The organism is Cryptobacterium curtum DSM 15641, from assembly GCF_000023845.1.
Taxonomy (GTDB): domain Bacteria; phylum Actinomycetota; class Coriobacteriia; order Coriobacteriales; family Eggerthellaceae; genus Cryptobacterium; species Cryptobacterium curtum.
In genome coordinates, this window is record NC_013170.1 from 1140740 (window position 1) to 1158840 (window position 18101).

Consider the following 18101-nt stretch of genomic DNA (forward strand, 5'->3'; position numbering starts at 1 on the left):
CCTCTTAGAAACGGTAGTGCGAGAACGCACGGTTAGATTCGGCCATCTTGTACAGATCCTCACGACGCTTCACTGATGCGCCCTGATTCTCGGCAGCATCCATGATTTCGGCGGCAAGGCGCTGCTTCATGGTGTGTTCTTTGCGCTTGCGAGAAAACTCAACCATCCAGCGAATGGCAAGCGTAGTGGCACGACGGGAATTAACTTCCATCGGAACCTGATAGGTTGCGCCACCAACACGCTTCGGCTTAACCTCCAGCGTGGGGCGGACATTATCCATAGCCTTTTTAAAGACAGACAGGGCATCTTCACCGGTTTTTTCAGCCACGATGTCGAATGCACCATAGACGATACCTTCGGCCGTAGACTTCTTACCATCAAGAAGAACCTTATTAATCAGCTGGGTGACCAGCCGGTTGTTATAAACTGCATCCGCCTGAATTTCACGGCGGGTTGCTGCTGCACGACGCGGCATATAACTTCCTTTCGTTTACTACCTAGAAAAGCGTTTGCCTAGTTCTTAGGCTTCTTGGCGCCGTAACGGCTGCGAGCCTGCTTACGGTCGTTAACCGGTGCGCAGTCGAGCGCAGCACGGATAACCTTATAGCGGACACCAGGAAGATCCTTTACACGGCCACCGCGAATGAGCACCATGGAGTGTTCCTGCAGGTTATGACCTTCGCCCGGAATATAGGCGGTCACTTCCATGCCGTTAACTAGACGAACACGCGCTACTTTTCGCAGAGCAGAGTTCGGCTTCTTCGGAGTAGTGGTGTATACACGTGTGCATACACCGCGCTTCTGGGGATTTCCCTTCAACGCCGGGGTCTTCTTCTTTTCGACCAAATTACGGCGGCCCTTGCGGACCAGCTGGTTGATAGTAGGCAAGTTTCACTCCTTTTTACTGCTGCGGCTGTACTGACACGCTTCGAAGCGGTTAGTACGGCCGACCATCACCTTCACATCAAACCTCTCTCATGTGCGTTCAGCTGATGCGCACACTAAAGAGCACCCTCGATAAGGGCGCGATCAGCAACTCTAGCACCCATGAAACCAGTCTGTCAAACGCCACGCATCCGGGCGTATCTATTCGAGAAAACCGACATTTTGCCTGATAGAAAACGAAGAAACCTGCTTTATGGCAAAAACCTTCCCACACCTGCGCAGAATCTTCACGTAAACGTCCGCTGCACGCGCACAGGCAACCAGATGCCGAGATGTCGGCATCAGATGCCGCTTAGCAGCCACTATCCGTCTGTGATTAAGAAAAAGTGCCACTATGATACATAATGAACGCTTACATGGCAGAGAGTGAGCACTATGCAGGACCTTCATATATCAGATGTTTTGGGGCCCATTATGATTGGCCCTTCATCAAGTCATACTGCTGGCGCACTACGTATCGCTATGATGGCACGCCGTCTTTCTACATCAATTCCAACCGCTGTTGAATTTCGATTGTATGGTTCCTTTGCTCATACATATCGCGGACACGGAACCGACCGAGCACTGGTCGGCGGCATACTTGGCATGGACCCTGATGACCTGCGTATCCGCAATTCGCTGCAGCTCGCGCAGGAAGCAGACATAGAGGTAACCTTCACTCCCCTTCCTGATGCGCCCTACGACCATCCGAACACGGTTGATGTGGTGATGAGCGACGCGAGCGGATCTGAAACGATTGTGCGAGGTATTAGTATTGGTGGCGGGGCGGCAACGCTCACCCGTATCAACGGTGTTGATGTCAATATCACCGGTGAATGTACCAGCGTTATCATTCAGCAGCGTGACACCGTTGGCGTGCTCGCACACATCACGCAAAGCATTAGCCATATTGGCGGCAATATCGCCACCCTCCGCTGCTATCGTGAACAACGCGGCGAAACAGCCTATACCGTACTTGAAGTGGATGGGTCAGTTCCTATTTCAGTATGCGAAGCCATTATGGGACATCCCGGTATTATGAGTATTCGCGTTATACCTGCTGCTGGCGGATCCACTGCAAACACAACAAATAAGCCTGATGAAGCAGCTGCCGAACGCTTCCGAACACTTGATTTTCCTACCGCGCACGCGCTTCTGGAATACTGCACCGCGCATTCTCTTACCATTGCGCAGGCTTTTCGCGCACGAGAGGAAGCGCTTGGTGCCTCCCACGGTGAGTCGACCGATATCGATGGTTACCTTGATCGCGTGCTCGCAGTGATGCGCGCAGCAGCCACCGAGCCAGCCGAACAGCCTATTACCGCTATGGGCGGCCTTATTGGGGGCGAAGCACGCAAACTTGTCCTCAGACAGCAATCTGGCAAAGCACTTATTTCGGGACAATTGGCTCGCGCGGCACGCTATGCCATGGCGGTACTCGAAACGAATGCCGGCATGGGCTGCATTGTTGCCGCCCCTACCGCAGGGTCGTCAGGAGTAATCCCCGGCACCCTTCTTACCCTGCAAGATGAATGCGGATTCTCTGATGAAGACATGCGTGAAGCGCTGCTCTGCGCCGCAGCAATTGGCTACCTTATTACGCGTAACGCTACCGTATCGGGCGCTGAAGGCGGCTGCCAAGCCGAAATGGGGTCGGCAGCAGCCATGGCGGCAGCAGCAGCAACTCAGCTAGGAGAAGGCAGCCCAGCCCAATGTTTTGACGCTGCCGGCAATGCCATTGCCAACATGCTTGGTTTGGTGTGTGACCCCATTGCAGGCTTGGTGGAAGTTCCCTGCCAGAAGCGCAACGCTTCCGGAGCGGCTAATGCCCTTATTAGCGCCGAGGTTGCTCTTGCTGGTGTAGTGAATCTCGTCGACTTCGATCAAACGGTCGATGCGATGTTCCATGTCGGCCGCTCGCTTCCCTTTGAGCTACGCGAAAGCGCTCTGGGAGGAATGGCCGCCTGTCCGGCAGCTTGCGAATGGTGTGAAGGATTCCGCAAGCGCGCTGAAACAAAGTAGAATCGCTCCCATGCATATCACCGTACCGTTTCTGCAGCACCATACCCACCGTAATCTTCCCGTCATCCGTCCTACCGCTACAACTGAAGTGGCAGGTCTGCGGGTTGCACTGCTGAATATTGGATTCACCATATCGGTGGCGCTTTCCATTGCGATCACCGTGGTCATATCGATAAACGCCGCGCAAACCGCGAATGGCTTAAGCCCTATGCAGCTGGTACCGATGATTATTTATCTGATATTAATGACCGCTAATGCTATCGGATGCCTCGCAATTGCAGTCTTTGATTACAACACCCATATGCATGAAGCCCGCCTCGTTGCACGTGCAACAATGGCGAGTCTTTTCGCAAGCGTGGTGCTCGGAATTATTCTTTCGGGTTTAAGCGTATTCTTCCTGCTGTATGTCTTTCAATTTGTTTGCCTGGTCACCTTCCAAACCTATACCGACTCTCAGCTTGCCCGCAATCGAACCTTCGATGCGCCCTGGCACACCGATGCCGACCCTCTGCGGCGTGAATACATTCCATTAAACTTTTTCAATATCTTCTGGGTATTTCTGATTGCCTCAATCATGGGGCTTCTTGTTGAAACGATTTATTTTGCCATCGTCTTCGGCAGTTATCCCGACCGCGCGGGCTTGCTCTGGGGCCCCTTTTCGCCGATCTATGGCTTCGGCGCTACTTTGATGACCATTGCACTTAATCGTTATTGGAATCGCAGCACCCTTATTATTTTTCTCGTAGCGGGAATTATTGGCGCAGCCTTTGAATTTTTCACGAGTCTCTTTATGGAAACAGCCTTTGGTATTGTGGCTTGGAATTACACTGGCACATTCCTTAATATCCAAGGGCGAACGAACTTTGCCTTTTTCTGCGCCTGGGGGTTTCTTGGTCTTGTATGGATCAAGCTGTTTTTACCGAATGTGCTTAAGCTGGTCGACGCTATCCCGGTTAAATGGCGCATTACACTTACATCGCTAGCCGCTTTGTTCATCGCGGTTGACGTCACCATGACACTGCTAACGCTTGATTGTTGGTATCAACGAACGTCAGGAAAACAGCCAGAAAATGCCATCGAACTATTCTGTGCCGAGCATTATAACAACGACTATATGGCGCATCGCTTCGAATCGATGAATCTCGATCCAACACGCGCCGAGCGCATCGGATAGTTATTCGGATGATTATCTAGGATGTCAAGATAGGTCTTCAGATGACCAGTCGGGATATCGCAGTAAACCTTCTGGTTACTCAATAACGGTGCTTTATGTATATGAGCACACCGTTAAATGCTACGCAGTAGACCCTAAACTATTTAATAACGTCAACGGCTGCCGTACGCCGCGCAGCACGCAGCGCGTCGAGCTTGCGGTTGCGCACATAAACGGCAAAGCAAATAAGCACCGCGACCAAGTTGATAACGTAGACAGCAAGCACCCAATTCAGCGACCCTGAAGCAAACTTCGCAGCAATGCCAGCAATATAACCAAAGGTAATAAGCGCGATAAACTGCCAGCTAGAGCCTGCTGCAGTACGCGACTTAAATGCCTTATACGCATTCATAGGCCAAGATAGACCGAAACAAATCATCATAACGGCCTCTAAAATTTCAGCCATGTTGTCACTTCCCTTGTATGTGAATCCCTGTATGGTTTTAGCCTACAACCGCTCGTTTCTTATACGAGGTGATTCGTGAAAGGAACACAGAGGGAACTATATTCAACAAAGAGTCTGGCGAGCGATATAAGCAAAATAAGCCAGGGTAACAACTAATTTCTCACACCCGATAAGCAGCCTGCGCACTACAATCAAGGTATATCGAAAGGGTGATGCCTTATGTCGTTTGAATATCATCGTATCTTTGCCGCACTTGACGGCACCGACGCACAACTGACTGTCGCTGAACGTGCACTCACCTTAGCGCGCGAGAATGGCGCTCACTTGCGGTTTGGCCATGTAGTGGATGCCGTACCTGCTGAAGCAAGCGTGACCGATTACGAAAGACTGTGCGAAGAATCAAAGTTGCGTATGGAAGAAAAACTGGCCAGTGTTTTAACTGAAGCACATGAAGCACGTGAAATACCCGAAGCCGAACTAGTTGTTATGGCAGGATCGGTAGTCGATGTGCTTGACCGTGACCTTATTAGCCCCTTTGAACCAGACCTTGTTATCTGCGGCGCACGCGGCCTTTCAAAAATCGCCTATGCCTTTATTGGAAGCGTGAGCACACATCTCGTGCGCACCCAAAAATGCGACGTACTCGTCGTAAAGTAGAGCAATAAAGACAATGCCCCGATTGAATAACCGGGGCACTGATAGCGAAATGCTTCTGCGCAACAGCGCAATCTGTTGGACAATAAGAACTCTTGGCGAGGAAAGCTTCAACCTATTGCGCAGCAAGAATAGGGGCAGCTACCTGCTTTTTACGAGAAAGCACACCTGGCATCCAAACAGCCGATGAACTATCAATAGAGAAGACCTTATCAACAAGGGTATGATCACCCTCAACAATAAAGTTACTGCCCTCATTCAAAATGTCGGTTACGAGCAGCAGCACAAAATCATACCCATGTTCACTGATAAGCGAGCGCATATACGCACGTGCTTCGTCTTCGCGCTTCATTGCTGCTGGCAGATCGACCGTTTCGTGCTGGGCAATTAGCACCGTACCGCCAGCAACTGCGAATTCCTTGGCATCGGCACCAACATACGTTTCTATAGCGAGGTCTTCTTCGCGTCCTCGGCAGCGGAACAATTCTTGACCGAATTCCACATGATTCTTGCCGGTAATGCCTTCGAGATAGGCAATAACTTCTTCGTCTACCTTTGTTGCCGTTGGCGACTTCAAAATAACCGTATCAGTCAGAATGGCGCTTAACAACACATTTGCAATACCAACAGGCATGTCGATATCATGCCAGCGATAAAACATTGCAACCACCGTGGCCGATGAACCCCAGGGAAACACAGACATATAAATGGGCGCCGACGTGGTGACATCACCAATACGGTGATGATCAACAATGCCCACAACCTCAGCTTCCGTTAACCCATCGACCGCCTGGCTCAATTCATTATGATCAACAAGAATAACCTTGTCGCCTTCCCCCACCCGCTCGATCAATTCAGGTACAGGAATGCCATTTTCCGCAAGATTCCATTCAGTTTCAGGCGGCAGCGAACCAAGGCGAACCGGCTGGTATTCCGCATCCTCACCGCGACGGCGCGCGAGTTCATTTTCAAAGTATGCGAGGCCGATTGCAGCGGACACAGCATCGTTATCGGGGTTTTTATGCCCCACGATAAGAATCTTGTCAGCCATGGAAGGTCCTTTCTCTTGTACGTCTCTTACGAGATTTTGACGATAGGAGCGTAGTCTTTCAACAATTTTTTAACCGATCCCGTCTTAGCAAAGCGGATGGAAAGGGTATCGCCATCCACCTTGATAACCTTACCACGTCCGAATACTTTGTGGTCAACCGTATCGCCTTTAGCAAACGACATACCGGCTGCTTCTTTACGATGAGCCGCAGCGGTGGGTGTGCGCTTGCGTGAAGACGAACCCGAAGCACTTGAAGTGCCAAATACGCGACCGTGACCGGCTTCAGCTCCACTGCCTGAAATGCCGCGACGGCTACCGCGCTTTTCCCAGCCGGTACCGGAAAATCCAGCCGACCCAAGACCGCTTGTATGGCGCAGCTCGGCAGGGATCTCAGCAAGAAAGCGCGAGGTTGGATTGGCTTGTGTTTGTCCAAACAGCTTGCGGTTGGAGGCGCAGGTAATATAGAGCTGTTTGCGAGCACGCGTGATAGCAACATACGCAAGACGACGCTCTTCTTCAACGCCGGTTGCATCGTTAATGCTGTTCATATGGGGAAAAATAGTTTCTTCCATGCCAGCGACGAATACGCAATCAAACTCAAGGCCCTTCGCCGCGTGAACGGTCATCAGGGTAACTGCCGTGCCATCGTCGCTCATCGTATCCAGGTCGGTACGCAAAGCGACCCATTCGATAAAGTCAGCTAATGAATCGCCCGAAAGTACACGCACGGGCGCTGCCATATCAGCTGCCGTGCCCATATTGGTGCCCGCAGGAGCTTCGGTATTGAATTCCTCTGCAGCAAGAAAGGCTGTGCTGTGATTCGCATTGGTGTCTGCGCTGGTCTCTTCTGCTGTAGCTAAAGAAGCCGTGGCGACATTCGCTTGCACCTCTTGTTGTTGTCGCTCTTGTTGCTGATCTTGCTCTTGGTCTTGTGCCTCTTCGTTAAGAGAAGCGGCCGCTATCGGAGCAGCATAGTGGGCTTCGTCAGCGTCATGCGTGGCAGTAAATTCGTCAACAACGCCAAGAAACTCTTTGATATTCTCAACGCGACCAAGGTCTTCATCGGTACCCGAATTCTCAAGCGCACGCACCATACCGCTTCGCTCGAGGATCATCTCAACTATGCGGCGCAACTCCCCCGTCCACGTAGCAGCTTCAGAAAGAAGGCTCGTAAATTGCCCGAGCGCCGTGCGAGTAGACAAGCGCACCGATTCGTCAGCTATCGTTAGCTGCGCGGCTTCTAAAAATGTACAGTTATTACGCGCAGCACATGCATCAATCAGCTCTATTGTTGTTTTGCCAATACCGCGCCGCGGAACGTTAATAACCCGTTTAGCAGCCATGTCGTCAGCGGGATTTACCACCAGGGTCAGATATGCCATGACATCGCGAATCTCAGCACGATCGAAGAATCGGGTGCCCCCCACAATACGATACGGCACGCCAGCACGCAGCAACATATCTTCCAGCATACGACTCTGAGCATTGGTGCGATAAAACAGCGCTATCTGGTTGTAGCTCGTACCCTGCGTATGACGTCGCTCAATTTCACCGGCAATCCAACGTCCTTCGTCACGTTCATCGGACGCCATATACACGTGGATTTTGTCGCCCGTATCGCCCGTCGGCACCAATCGCTTGCTTTTACGATTTACGTTATGGGCAATCACCGCATTGGCAGCATCGAGAATCGTGGCGGTCGAGCGATAGTTCTTTTCCAGCTTGACGGTACGCGTTTGCGGATAGTCCTGTTCAAACTCAAGAATATTACGAATGTCAGCACCACGCCAGCTATAGATCGATTGGTCATCGTCACCCACAACCATAATATTCTTGTGCCGAGCGGCCAGAAGCGTCGTAATTGCGTACTGCGCATGATTTGTATCTTGGTATTCGTCAACCAGCAGATAGCGAAACCGCTCCTGATACGCTTCAAGCACATTGGGATGATGCTTGAACAACAACCAGGTATACATAAGCAGGTCATCGAAATCGAATGCGTTAGCCTGATGCAAGCGCTTCTGCAATTCGTGATAGACACGTGCCGCAACCAAAGCGATAGGGTCAGATGCTCGCTGGTCAAAGGCATCGGGAAGAATCAGTTCGTTTTTTGCCGAGGAAATACGATTGCGCAACGCGTTTACCGGAAAGCGTTTCGGATCGATATCAAGCTGCGCCATGATGTCCTTTATCAGGCGTTTGCTATCGTCGTCGGCGTAGATCGTGAAATTTTTCGTGAAGCCAATTACCTCGGCATTTGCCCGCAAAATACGCACACACATGCTATGGAAGGTGGACACCCACATACCGCGTGCCGCTGGACCCACCAACGCACCAAGACGTTCGCGCATTTCGGCGGCCGCTTTATTCGTAAACGTAATCGCGAGGATTTCCCATGGAGCAACGCCCAAATCTTCGATCATATGCGCAATGCGGTACGTCAGTACCCGCGTCTTACCTGATCCAGCACCGGCAAGCACCAAAAGTGGACCCTCGGTAGTCATCACTGCTTCATGTTGTTCAGGGTTGAGAGTTTCCAGATCGAGCGCCATGGATCCCTTTCATCAATCTATTTTCGTTATACAAGCGACACCGCACAGAAAGCGAGGGCCACCGCAACCGATGTGCCCTCGCTTATGTTCTTCGCTATTAACGATACCGCAGAGTCAGACAATCAACTAACCAAACGGAAAGACTGCGATAATTCCACGCAAGCCGCCTGTATCAGCAGCGCTTAGACAATCCGCTTGCCAAATACCGCAGCAATTTCGCGCAAGTCGGCCAGAAGATCAAGGAATTGATCGGGGGTCAACTGCTGCGCGTTATCAGACTTCGCATGCGCCGGGTCGGGATGAACCTCGATCATAATCGAGTCACAACCAGCAGCAATAGCGGCGCGGGCAAGCGGCGGTACCAAGTCGCGCACACCTGCTGGATGGCTGACATCAACGCAAATAGGAAAGAGACTCTGCTTGTGAATAACTGGCACCGCTGAAATATCCAAGGTAAAGCGGGTAGCCGTCTCAAAGGTGCGCAGACCACGTTCGCACAGCACCACGTTATCGTTGCCCTTCATGGTGATGTAATCGGTAGCCGATAACCATTCGGAAATGCTGTTAGCCAAACCGCGCTTGAAAAGCACCATCTTGTGCGATGTAGCTGTAACCTCGCCAACGTTCTCGAGCAGGCTGAAATTCTGGCAGTTACGCGCCCCAATCTGGAGACCGTCAACATAAGAATGAACCATTTCGCAATGGGCTGAATCCATGACTTCAGTCAGCGTCTTCAGACCATACTTTCCGCCGTACTCATGCATAATCTGCAGGCCTTCTTCACCAAGACCCTGGAATGAATGAGGATTGGTACGTGGTTTGAAAGCACCACCGCGGATCCACGACAAGCCCGCAGAAGCAATACAGCGCGCAACCGTTTCAAACTGCTCGGGCGATTCTACTGCACACGGCCCTGCATAAAGCGTAATCTCATCAGTGCGCGTACCATAATCAGGAAGACCCTTCACCCCTTTAAGCTTTGTTTTTGCTGATGGAGCTTCTGAAGTGCTACCTGCTGGAGTGTCAGTCATCGTGCAGGCACCTCCTTCATGACCTTTAAGATAGCGGAGTAAATTTCGCGCAGATTGTCATCATAGAGTGGGCCATCGTTATAACTTCTGACCCGCTCGAATATTTCTTCTTCGCGGCGCGGATCAAACAAACCCATATGCGCACCCGGCTTGAGCTCGCGAATAGCAAGCGACTGCTCGGCGCGACGATTCAACAGATCGACCAGCTGGCGGTCGATTGCATCAATCTGCGTGCGATGATCTTCGATTTTTGCAACGTTATCTTCCTGTGCAGGCATGATTCGTCCTTTCCTCGGATGCGCCTATGATAGCAAATAGTTCATGGCGACTATGCACACCGAATTTACGATAAATATGGTTGATATGAGCCTTGATAGTACCTGCGGCCACAAACAGTTCGCTTTCCATGTCGGGAACGCTCTTATTGCGTACCATCAGCTGCAGCACCTCTTCTTCGCGCGGGGTCAAACCATGTGCTCGCGACAAATCCGATACTCGCAACGCCGTATAACCCATTGCGTCCGTTTCGTCGTCGCCAAACGCCGTTGACGTAATGCCCCACCGAGCCGACAAATTGCGCTCACTGGCAAACACCACAACGAAGATGGCAATTAACGCAAGCGTCATCACGGTGAACACAACTTCAGCGACTGAAGAGGCAGCGCGCGCCGACACGAGCGCACCAAAACCCCAACCAGCAAGTTCTACCACATAGCGGATGCCGCGTTCGATGCCATTAAGCCATACGGCACTGATGCCAAATCGGTACGTAATGTTGCTCATAATAAGCATGATGAACATGGACAGCATGGTATATCCCGCGTCATAGCACAGTGCCATAAGCTGTGGATTACCCGAGGCCCACGGAGACACCAGTAAAAAGCCCACAATAAAGAATGGAAATGCCAGCTGGTAGACCGTGTCGAAATTAAACCAGCGTGCCTGCGAAAAGACGCCGGCAACCACCAGAGCACAAACCGCCATCGCACCGACAACATTACCCGCCAGAAGCGCCTGTGCGGGAAAGGCGCCAAAACCACCGGCAAAAGTGCAAACCGACATAAGTAGAATAGGCTTCCATGGAAACACCCGCTTCGCATCTCGTTTGGGCGGTGCCGGTCGATCGGCATGTTCAAGTCGCTCCATGCTCATGCGCACCTGCACCAGCGAAAGTAGGGGTAGCGCTATAGCAAAAAAGGATAGATACGCTGGGTGTAAGCCCATAAACAGCCATTTCAAGAATTCGCCAGCGAAGATGGCAAGCGCATGATAGACCGCCACACGCATCGGGTTAATGGAGCCGTAAAATTCTGCCCACATAAGGATAAGTACCGCCAAGCCCGCACCAGCACATACCAGACCAATTGTCTTTGCGACATCAGGTAAAACATTCCCGTTCTGTGCCAGCAGCAACACCGAGCCACCCACCATAAGCAGCGCGCAGGTAAACCGCATCGGACGGTTAGCCCACAGCGGCGTAATGCGCGCAGCAGCAAACGCAAGCGCAAACGACGCTAGGCCGATAGCTCCTTCAAAAAGAAAGTAATCAAACGTTCCGACGCTTTCAAAAACGTCGTACCGAAAGAAAATAGCGAGCCACGCGCGGTATGCTGCCACACCCAAAAACACGAGCGGAACGGCAACCAGGCGTTGAATAACCTTTATTGTTCGTCGGCGCAGCGACAAAGCAGAATCGCGTCTTTCTTTCATATCCCCTCCCATCGTTATGATACCGACCGCGTTTGAAGTGGCAAGGTTATTTCAGGGTTACGAATTTAACCGCCCTTCTATCTAGAAATAGGTGCACGAAAAAGCTACGGTGAATACGCTGGTCAGGGGAGACTAGCACTACAAAACATCTGGTGTAGTTATCTGCTGGTAGATAAAAGTAGGTGAAAGGACATCTGCTTGATAGTTTGCCGTCAAATACACAGTTATCCAGTAGCTACTGGCACCGCGAGGGAAAACCCTCTGAGGTAACCAGCAGCCGGGTGCGTCAGATGCACGGCCATCCAGTAACTACGAGCAGCCAGATGAAAATCACACAGGGAGGGAATCATCATGAAAGATCTTTCGCGTCGTTCGTTTATTACTGCGGGCGCACTTGCTGCCGTGGGTAGCGCCGCCGCACTTGCCGGTTGTGCACCTAAATCAGGCAGCAAAACCGCAAATGCCGGATCGGATGGAGCTTGGGTCGGTCACGGCATCGGCAAGCACGGCGACATGGATATCGAAGTGGTTACCGAAGGTGGCTCTATTACCCGTATCAACGTGCTCAAGTCGCGCGAGACGCAAGGCATGGGCGATGTCGCTATCGATGAATTGTCGCAGCTTATCGTTGACAATCAAACGCTTAACGTGGATACCATATCCGGAGCAACGCTAACAAGCATGGCGTTTTTAACGGCTGTTAGCGATGCGCTCGATCAGTCGGGCGCGCAATCCTCCAACTGGAAAAAGCGCGATCACGCACAGCTGAAGTCGAACCAGGATATCCCCTCTCAAGCCGATGTTGTTGTCATTGGCGCTGGTGGCGCAGGCTTTGCAGCCGCTATCACCGCTGCTAATGCTGGTAAGAAAGTTGTACTGCTTGAAAAGCTTGGCGTTGTCGGTGGTGACACATCGCTTTCTGGCGGTGAAATGGCCGTACCAGGCAACTGGATTCAAGTAACTGATGGCGTTGCTGACTCCCCCGCTTTGCTGGCCGCCGACATGTTAAAGGGTGGCGATAACGTAGGCGACCCTGCTTTAGTGGATGTTATTGCACAAGGGGCACTTGATTCATCGCAATGGCTCACCTTTGAGGGCGGTGTTTCCTGGGAACATGACCTCTTGTTCTTTGGTGGACATTCCGTCAAACGCTCTATTATTCCTCGTGGACACACGGGCAGCGAAATGATCGTTAAGCTTGCTGCACGAGCCGATGAAATCGATAACCTGACCGTAATTCGCAACATGCGTGTGACCAGCCTTTCCACCGATGCCGCTGGCGCGGTAAGCGGTGTGACAGCTGAAAACCAAATTACAAAGGAAACCACAGCCATCACGGCACGGGCTGTCGTGCTTGCTTCAGGCGGATTCGGAAGCAACGTTGACATGCGCGTGAAATACAACCCTGATATGGATAGCAAAATTCTTTCGACCGATAGCGTCGGCGCCACCGGCGATGGTTTAACCATGGCGAGCGCCATCGGAGCAGATCTTATCGATATGGAATACATCCAGACATATCCCACCTGCGACCCAGAAACTGGCGCTTTGTTGTATGTGGATGACATGCGCCTAGAAAGCCGCGCGATCATGGTAAATAAGGAAGGCGTGCGCTTTGTCGAAGAACTGGGACGGCGCGATGTACTGTCCAACGCTATCAAGAACCAAACTGGTGGTATGGGCTACATGCTGTGGAACCAATCAGCAGCAGATGAAACCGGCCTGCTAGTACAACATGAAGACGAATACGAAAATCTCGAGAGCCGCGGCATTATCGTGAAGGGCGATACCCTTGAAGAAGTTGCTGGTCACTTTGGTATTGATGCTTCTGCCCTTAAAGCAACGGTTGAACACTGGAACGACATGTGCGCACAAGGTGCCGATGAAGATTTTGGCTATCGCGACAAGATGACTCCCATTGAGGGCGGCCCATATTACGTGAATTCATACAAGCCCGCTGTGCACTACACCATGGGTGGACTGCATATTAATACCGATGCACAGGTGCTTGACTCCGCGGGTAATCCTATTGCTGGTCTCTTTGCGGCCGGTGAGGTTGCCGGTCATAAGATGGGCACCAACCGCTTAGGGTCATGCTCGATGGCAGACATCTATACCTTCGGTCGCATTGCTGGCTCACAAGCTGCTGCGTATGTTGGGTAGATAACAAGGTATAGACAACGACCTTAGTGTTAGTTGCCGTTTGGCGTTAGTCACCGAATTCTGCGGCTGTTAAAAAGCCAGGTGGTGGACCCATCCTATTCGGATCGCGACCATCCCAGGCGCAAGCATTCATATCAACGCGCCCGTCAGAAAGAAACGTAACGCCCTCAGCTTCTAACAGCTTGCACTGGGCATCCGCGCCACCAAACGCGAAACCCGGCGCAAGCGACCCATCTTTGAACACCACCCGGTGACAGGGAACACCGCCTGCAACACCAGGGCTTGAATGCATCGCAAAACCGACGTAGCGCGCCTTTTTCGGCTCGCCAATTAGGCGCGCAATCTGCCCGTAGGTAGCCACTTTCCCTCCAGGGATACGACGCACCACATCAAATGCACGCGTAAAGAAATCACCGTTAGATTCCATCGCCGTCACTCATCCCTTCACTCACGCTACCGTTAGCTTACTGCTGGTTTCGGTGATTAGTTCGCCAGATTCTGAGCTCATGTTCCAGCCAGCCTTACGGCTTCACTAATGAACAATCCCAAGACCGAACTCATTTTCTGTCTAGTTCTTAGAATAACCCGATGGCTTTTGCCCCAAAGTAACCGAGCACCACAACACCAACAACAATGCGATACCAACCGAATGCCGTGAAGTCGTTGCGTTTGATATACCCCATCAAGAACTTGATCGAAATAATCGACACGATAAACGCCGTTAAGACGCCTACCACCAACACCACAATTTCTGTCTGCGTCATGGCAAGTCCACCCGCAAGAAACTTCAGCGTCTTTACCAGGCCCCACCCAAACATGATTGGAATAGCCAAAAAGAACGTGAACTCAGCGGCTGCCGTGCGTGAGCAGCCAAATAGCATGCCGCCGATAATCGTAGAACCGCTGCGGCTTGTGCCCGGAATAATAGCCAGACACTGAAAGAGGCCAATCTTAATTGCGGTTGGAATATCAATATCGTCGACCGTCTCAACGCGGAAAATACTGCCCGACGGCGACGTCGTCGGACGTGCATGGCGTCCATCGACTGCGGCGACTACCTGATCTTCTAGACGGCGGTTGCGGCGCTCCATAACAATAAAAACGATACCATAAATAATAAGGGCTGAAGCAACCACAACCGCGTTGTAGAAGTGGTCGTGCACCCAGTCGTCCAGCAAAAGCCCCACAATAGCAGCGGGGATACATCCAATAACGACCATACCCCAAAGACGCCACGTAGCCCGCCTGCCTTCAGGTGTCTTCGTGCGGGAAAACGGATTGAGCTTATGGAAGTACAAAATAATGACAGCTAGGATGGCACCGATCTGAATAACAACTAAGAAAAGAGCAAGAAACTGCTCCGACACGTTGAGCTTCAGAAACTCATCAACAAGAATCATGTGACCTGTCGATGAGATGGGCAGCCATTCGGTCACGCCCTCAACAAAACCCAAAAACAGGGACTTCAGCACTTCAATAATCATAGCTTGTTCACCTATCACACTGTATCTACCAAGCTCTACCAAGCAAAATGGTGGCTCCTACCCTATCATCCACTTGCTCTACCCAAACAACAAGTACTAAGACATTCGGGAAACTTTCAAAAGCGAAACGCATTGGCCGAGTAATATCAGCCACACTGTGCTGCCGTCTTAATCGCGCTTTGTATTGGTCCACTTTCAAAAAGTTCAAGAAACTACTTGCACATCTTAGTTTACAGCGTTAACATACAGCGCGTTATCATATGTTAACATTGTTAACATATCCAATAACCGTAGATATGTATGACGATGGCGCTGCCAACACGGCATCCACAAAGGAGTTTTTGTGATTGATATAAAGAAGAGCTCCCCCGCTCTACAACTGCACGCCGTACAAAAGAGCTACGGGGGCCACCAGGTACTGCACGGTATAGATCTCGAGGTTTCGTGCGGTCAAATACTCGGTCTTCTCGGACGCAATGGCGCCGGTAAATCGACCTTAATAGAAATACTCTGCGGACTGAGGCGGGCAGATTCCGGGTCGATATCCGTTTGTGGAATGGACCCCGCAAAAGAATCAATCGGTCATCTTATTGGCTACGCTCCGCAAGATCTGGGAATCTACCCTGACCTTACCGTCGAAGAAAACCTTACGTACTACGGACAACTCGAAGGACTTTCGCGGAAACGCTCTCTCACACGAGCATCCGAAGTGATGGAGTTGTTGGGGCTTGAAGATGAAAAGACCAAGCGGGCTCGACACCTCTCTGGCGGACAGAAAAGAAGACTGCATTCAGGCATGGCCATCATGCACGAACCCAAGGTTGTCTTCATGGACGAACCAACAGTAGGTGCCGACGTCGAGGCTCGTAGTCGCATTTTGCATGCCATACATTCCCTTGCTGAAAACGGCGCGGCAATCATCTACACCTCACACTACCTGGGCGAATTTGAGGAACTCAACGCAGATATTGCCGTTTTGAACAACGGACGCATTGTCGTGGCGGATACGCTTGATGCGGTGATTGCCACCTATGCACAAAGTTCAGTAAGCGTGCGTTTCTCAGAAGCTGTTCCTTCTATTGAAGATTGGCAGAGTAACGGAACAAAGCTGACCAAAAAAGGCAACACCAGCAACGCGGGACGTGCCATTGCAAAGCTCCTTTCAAATCCCGCTCTGAGTAACAACAATCTTGAAGACGTACAGATATCCCATGCAAGCCTGCAAAACGCTTATCTATCCATTGTCGGAGAGGAAACAGATAATGAAAACGCTTAGGAAATTCTTAGCAGTCGTTCGACTGAATATTCGTCTTCAACTTATGGATCCAACTTCAACCCTGCTTCTCACCGTTATCCCTCTTGTTTTGATACCGTTTATGGAACCCGCTTTTAAGTCTATGCTTCTGGCGGATGGTTATACAAACGTCACTGGAGCAGAACAAGCTATGCCTGGTATGGCGGTACTTTTCTCGTTCCTCTCGGTGCAAACCATTATTCAGTCTTTCTTCCGCGAATACACCTGGGGTATGTGGCCGCGCCTCGAAGTGTCCGCGACCTCTCATGGTGTCATACTGGCAGGAAAAGCCCTTGTAGCTTTTCTTATTCAGTCGGTACAGGTATTGGCAGTTCTGGCGCTGGGAGCTCTTATTTTTGGCTATCGACCCACTGGAGATACTGGCGCGCTCATTCTCGTGATTCTCTCATTTGCTGCAGTGCTTGCCGCCTTAGGTGTCACGATTGCCCTGTGGGCACCAACAGAAGATATAGCTCTGTCTCTTTCCAACATTGTGGGCATGCTTGCAGCAGGAATCGGCGGTTCGTTTTGCACCGTATCGAGCTTTCCCGAATGGGCTCAGGCAGTATCAAAATTCTCGCCAGCTTATTGGGCTCTTGACGCAGTTCATGCGGTCAGTTTGGATGGCGCTGGCGTGTCTGGTGTACTGCCTCAAATCGGTATGCTTGGCGTGTTCCTTACAATACTCGTTGCCCTTGTGGTGATACAATTCGCAATCAAGAAAGGTCTGCAGTCGCGTTAAACGAAAAGGGAAGACTATGCCTGACGAGATGCCGAGCGAATCGCCTAAAAGCAAAAGCCGCACGCTCTCGAAGGATAAGATCTTCTCGATGGCACTTGCTCTTGTAGACGAAGAGGGTCTGTCTTCCCTTTCCCTTCGAACTCTGGGAAAACGATTAGGTGTTTCTCAAACTGCCTTTTATCGGCACGTGCCTGATAAATCAGCACTGCTCGAAGGGGTTTCTGAAAAGGTCTGGGAACTCGCCCTCGAGCACTTTCTTTCAGATATTTCGCAGGAAACGCAGGTATCAAGCCGCGCTTCACAATATACACCAGCATCAGGCCACGTTTCACAAGACACACCGGCGTTGATTCACTCTTCGCAGGATGCATCGGCATCGAATCACACTTCACAAGACACATCAGCAGCGCATCAAGCCGACTGGAAAAGCTACCTTCGCATCTATGCGCGAACGCTTCATGCCACACTTCTTGAGCATCCCAACGCTATCATACTGGTGCTCACGCACCCCATTTCAACCCCCGGCCAGCTCTCTCTTATTGCTCGCGTTTTAGCAGATCTTTCAAAGACTGGCTTCACCGCACCCTTAGACATGCTCGGGATTATAACTGCTATCACAGTATACACAACAGGTTTCGCTGCTTCAGAAGCCGCGCCGCCTGCGGGTGATACCCCTGATGAAGCCACTGGTGAACTATCTCGCGCAATGGAGTCCCTCCCAGCGGATGAACTGGCCTCACTCAGCATGCTCATTGGCGATGTGATGGATGGCAAATGGGACTTCAGTGCCCAATTTGAACGCGGACTCAATGCTATTCTCAAAGGCTGGGAATAACAAAAGCTTACAGGCAATTT

General features: G+C 51.2%; 17 protein-coding genes. 7 read left to right on the plus strand and 10 right to left on the minus strand.

Annotated features, from left to right (window positions below; genetic code table 11):
* Positions 1-4: 4 nt before the first annotated feature.
* Entirely contained in the window at positions 5-475 is a 471-nt protein-coding gene (rpsG, locus tag CCUR_RS04965) for a 30S ribosomal protein S7 (protein ID WP_012803381.1), read from the minus strand.
* Positions 476-513: 38 nt separating this feature from the next.
* Positions 514-888 (minus strand): 30S ribosomal protein S12, encoded by a 375-nt coding sequence (rpsL, locus tag CCUR_RS04970; RefSeq protein ID WP_012803382.1) that lies wholly within the window; start codon positions 886-888, stop codon positions 514-516.
* Positions 889-1320: 432 nt separating this feature from the next.
* Here rpsL and sdaAA point away from each other — a divergent pair, with 432 nt between their 5' ends.
* Together sdaAA and CCUR_RS07270 are read left to right on the plus strand one after the other, a co-directional pair.
* On the plus strand, positions 1321-2946 hold the full coding sequence (sdaAA, locus tag CCUR_RS04975; RefSeq protein WP_012803383.1) for an L-serine ammonia-lyase, iron-sulfur-dependent, subunit alpha: 1626 nt from the start codon (positions 1321-1323) through the stop codon (positions 2944-2946).
* Positions 2947-2956: 10 nt separating this feature from the next.
* Positions 2957-4120, plus strand: a complete 1164-nt coding sequence (locus CCUR_RS07270) for a putative ABC transporter permease (protein ID WP_012803384.1) — start codon at positions 2957-2959, stop codon at positions 4118-4120.
* Positions 4121-4259: 139 nt separating this feature from the next.
* Here the strand turns inward: CCUR_RS07270 and CCUR_RS04985 are convergent, their stop codons facing one another.
* Positions 4260-4565, minus strand: coding sequence for a hypothetical protein (locus tag CCUR_RS04985; RefSeq protein WP_012803385.1), 306 nt, complete (start codon positions 4563-4565; stop codon positions 4260-4262).
* Between the two features lie 219 nt (positions 4566-4784).
* Between CCUR_RS04985 and CCUR_RS04990 the strand changes: the two genes are divergently transcribed.
* Positions 4785-5222: a universal stress protein gene (locus tag CCUR_RS04990; RefSeq protein ID WP_012803386.1), complete on the plus strand. Its 438-nt coding sequence runs from the start codon at positions 4785-4787 to the stop codon at positions 5220-5222.
* Between the two features lie 112 nt (positions 5223-5334).
* Here CCUR_RS04990 and CCUR_RS04995 read toward each other — a convergent pair whose 3' ends face one another.
* From CCUR_RS04995 to CCUR_RS05015, 5 genes are all read right to left on the minus strand, one after another.
* A complete protein-coding gene (locus tag CCUR_RS04995) occupies positions 5335-6270 on the minus strand; it encodes a manganese-dependent inorganic pyrophosphatase (RefSeq protein WP_012803387.1) in 936 nt (311 codons plus the stop codon).
* Positions 6271-6296: 26 nt separating this feature from the next.
* Positions 6297-8822 carry an ATP-dependent helicase gene (locus CCUR_RS05000; protein WP_012803388.1) on the minus strand — a complete coding sequence of 842 codons (2526 nt, stop codon included), beginning with the start codon at positions 8820-8822 and terminating at the stop codon, positions 6297-6299.
* 182 nt (positions 8823-9004) lie between these two features.
* Positions 9005-9853, minus strand: coding sequence for a 3-deoxy-7-phosphoheptulonate synthase (gene aroF / locus CCUR_RS05005; protein ID WP_012803389.1), 849 nt, complete (start codon positions 9851-9853; stop codon positions 9005-9007).
* The gene (locus tag CCUR_RS05010; RefSeq protein ID WP_012803390.1) at positions 9850-10131 is read right to left on the minus strand and encodes a chorismate mutase; all 282 of its coding nucleotides are present in this window, start codon (positions 10129-10131) and stop codon (positions 9850-9852) included. The genes aroF and CCUR_RS05010 overlap by 4 nt, the downstream gene beginning before the upstream one ends.
* Complete coding sequence (locus CCUR_RS05015; protein WP_012803391.1) at positions 10112-11563, minus strand: helix-turn-helix transcriptional regulator; 1452 nt, start codon at positions 11561-11563, stop codon at positions 10112-10114. Before CCUR_RS05015 ends, CCUR_RS05010 begins: the two co-directional genes overlap by 20 nt.
* A gap of 351 nt (positions 11564-11914) precedes the next feature.
* Between CCUR_RS05015 and CCUR_RS05020 the strand changes: the two genes are divergently transcribed.
* A complete protein-coding gene (locus tag CCUR_RS05020) occupies positions 11915-13726 on the plus strand; it encodes a flavocytochrome c (RefSeq protein WP_012803392.1) in 1812 nt (603 codons plus the stop codon).
* Between the two features lie 46 nt (positions 13727-13772).
* Here CCUR_RS05020 and CCUR_RS05025 read toward each other — a convergent pair whose 3' ends face one another.
* Both CCUR_RS05025 and CCUR_RS05030 read right to left on the minus strand, forming a co-directional pair.
* On the minus strand, positions 13773-14153 hold the full coding sequence (locus tag CCUR_RS05025) for an MGMT family protein (protein ID WP_012803393.1): 381 nt from the start codon (positions 14151-14153) through the stop codon (positions 13773-13775).
* A 148-nt stretch (positions 14154-14301) separates the two neighbouring features.
* Positions 14302-15210: an undecaprenyl-diphosphate phosphatase gene (locus CCUR_RS05030; RefSeq protein ID WP_012803394.1), complete on the minus strand. Its 909-nt coding sequence runs from the start codon at positions 15208-15210 to the stop codon at positions 14302-14304.
* A 343-nt stretch (positions 15211-15553) separates the two neighbouring features.
* Here CCUR_RS05030 and CCUR_RS05035 point away from each other — a divergent pair, with 343 nt between their 5' ends.
* From CCUR_RS05035 to CCUR_RS05045, 3 genes are read left to right on the plus strand one after another with little or no spacing between them, the layout of a single operon-like run.
* Positions 15554-16486: an ABC transporter ATP-binding protein gene (locus tag CCUR_RS05035; protein ID WP_012803395.1), complete on the plus strand. Its 933-nt coding sequence runs from the start codon at positions 15554-15556 to the stop codon at positions 16484-16486.
* Positions 16473-17246 carry an ABC transporter permease gene (locus tag CCUR_RS05040; RefSeq protein ID WP_012803396.1) on the plus strand — a complete coding sequence of 258 codons (774 nt, stop codon included), beginning with the start codon at positions 16473-16475 and terminating at the stop codon, positions 17244-17246. The genes CCUR_RS05035 and CCUR_RS05040 overlap by 14 nt, the downstream gene beginning before the upstream one ends.
* Before the next feature lie 16 nt (positions 17247-17262).
* Positions 17263-18081 carry a TetR/AcrR family transcriptional regulator gene (locus CCUR_RS05045; protein ID WP_012803397.1) on the plus strand — a complete coding sequence of 273 codons (819 nt, stop codon included), beginning with the start codon at positions 17263-17265 and terminating at the stop codon, positions 18079-18081.
* The last annotated feature ends 20 nt before the right edge of the window (positions 18082-18101 follow it).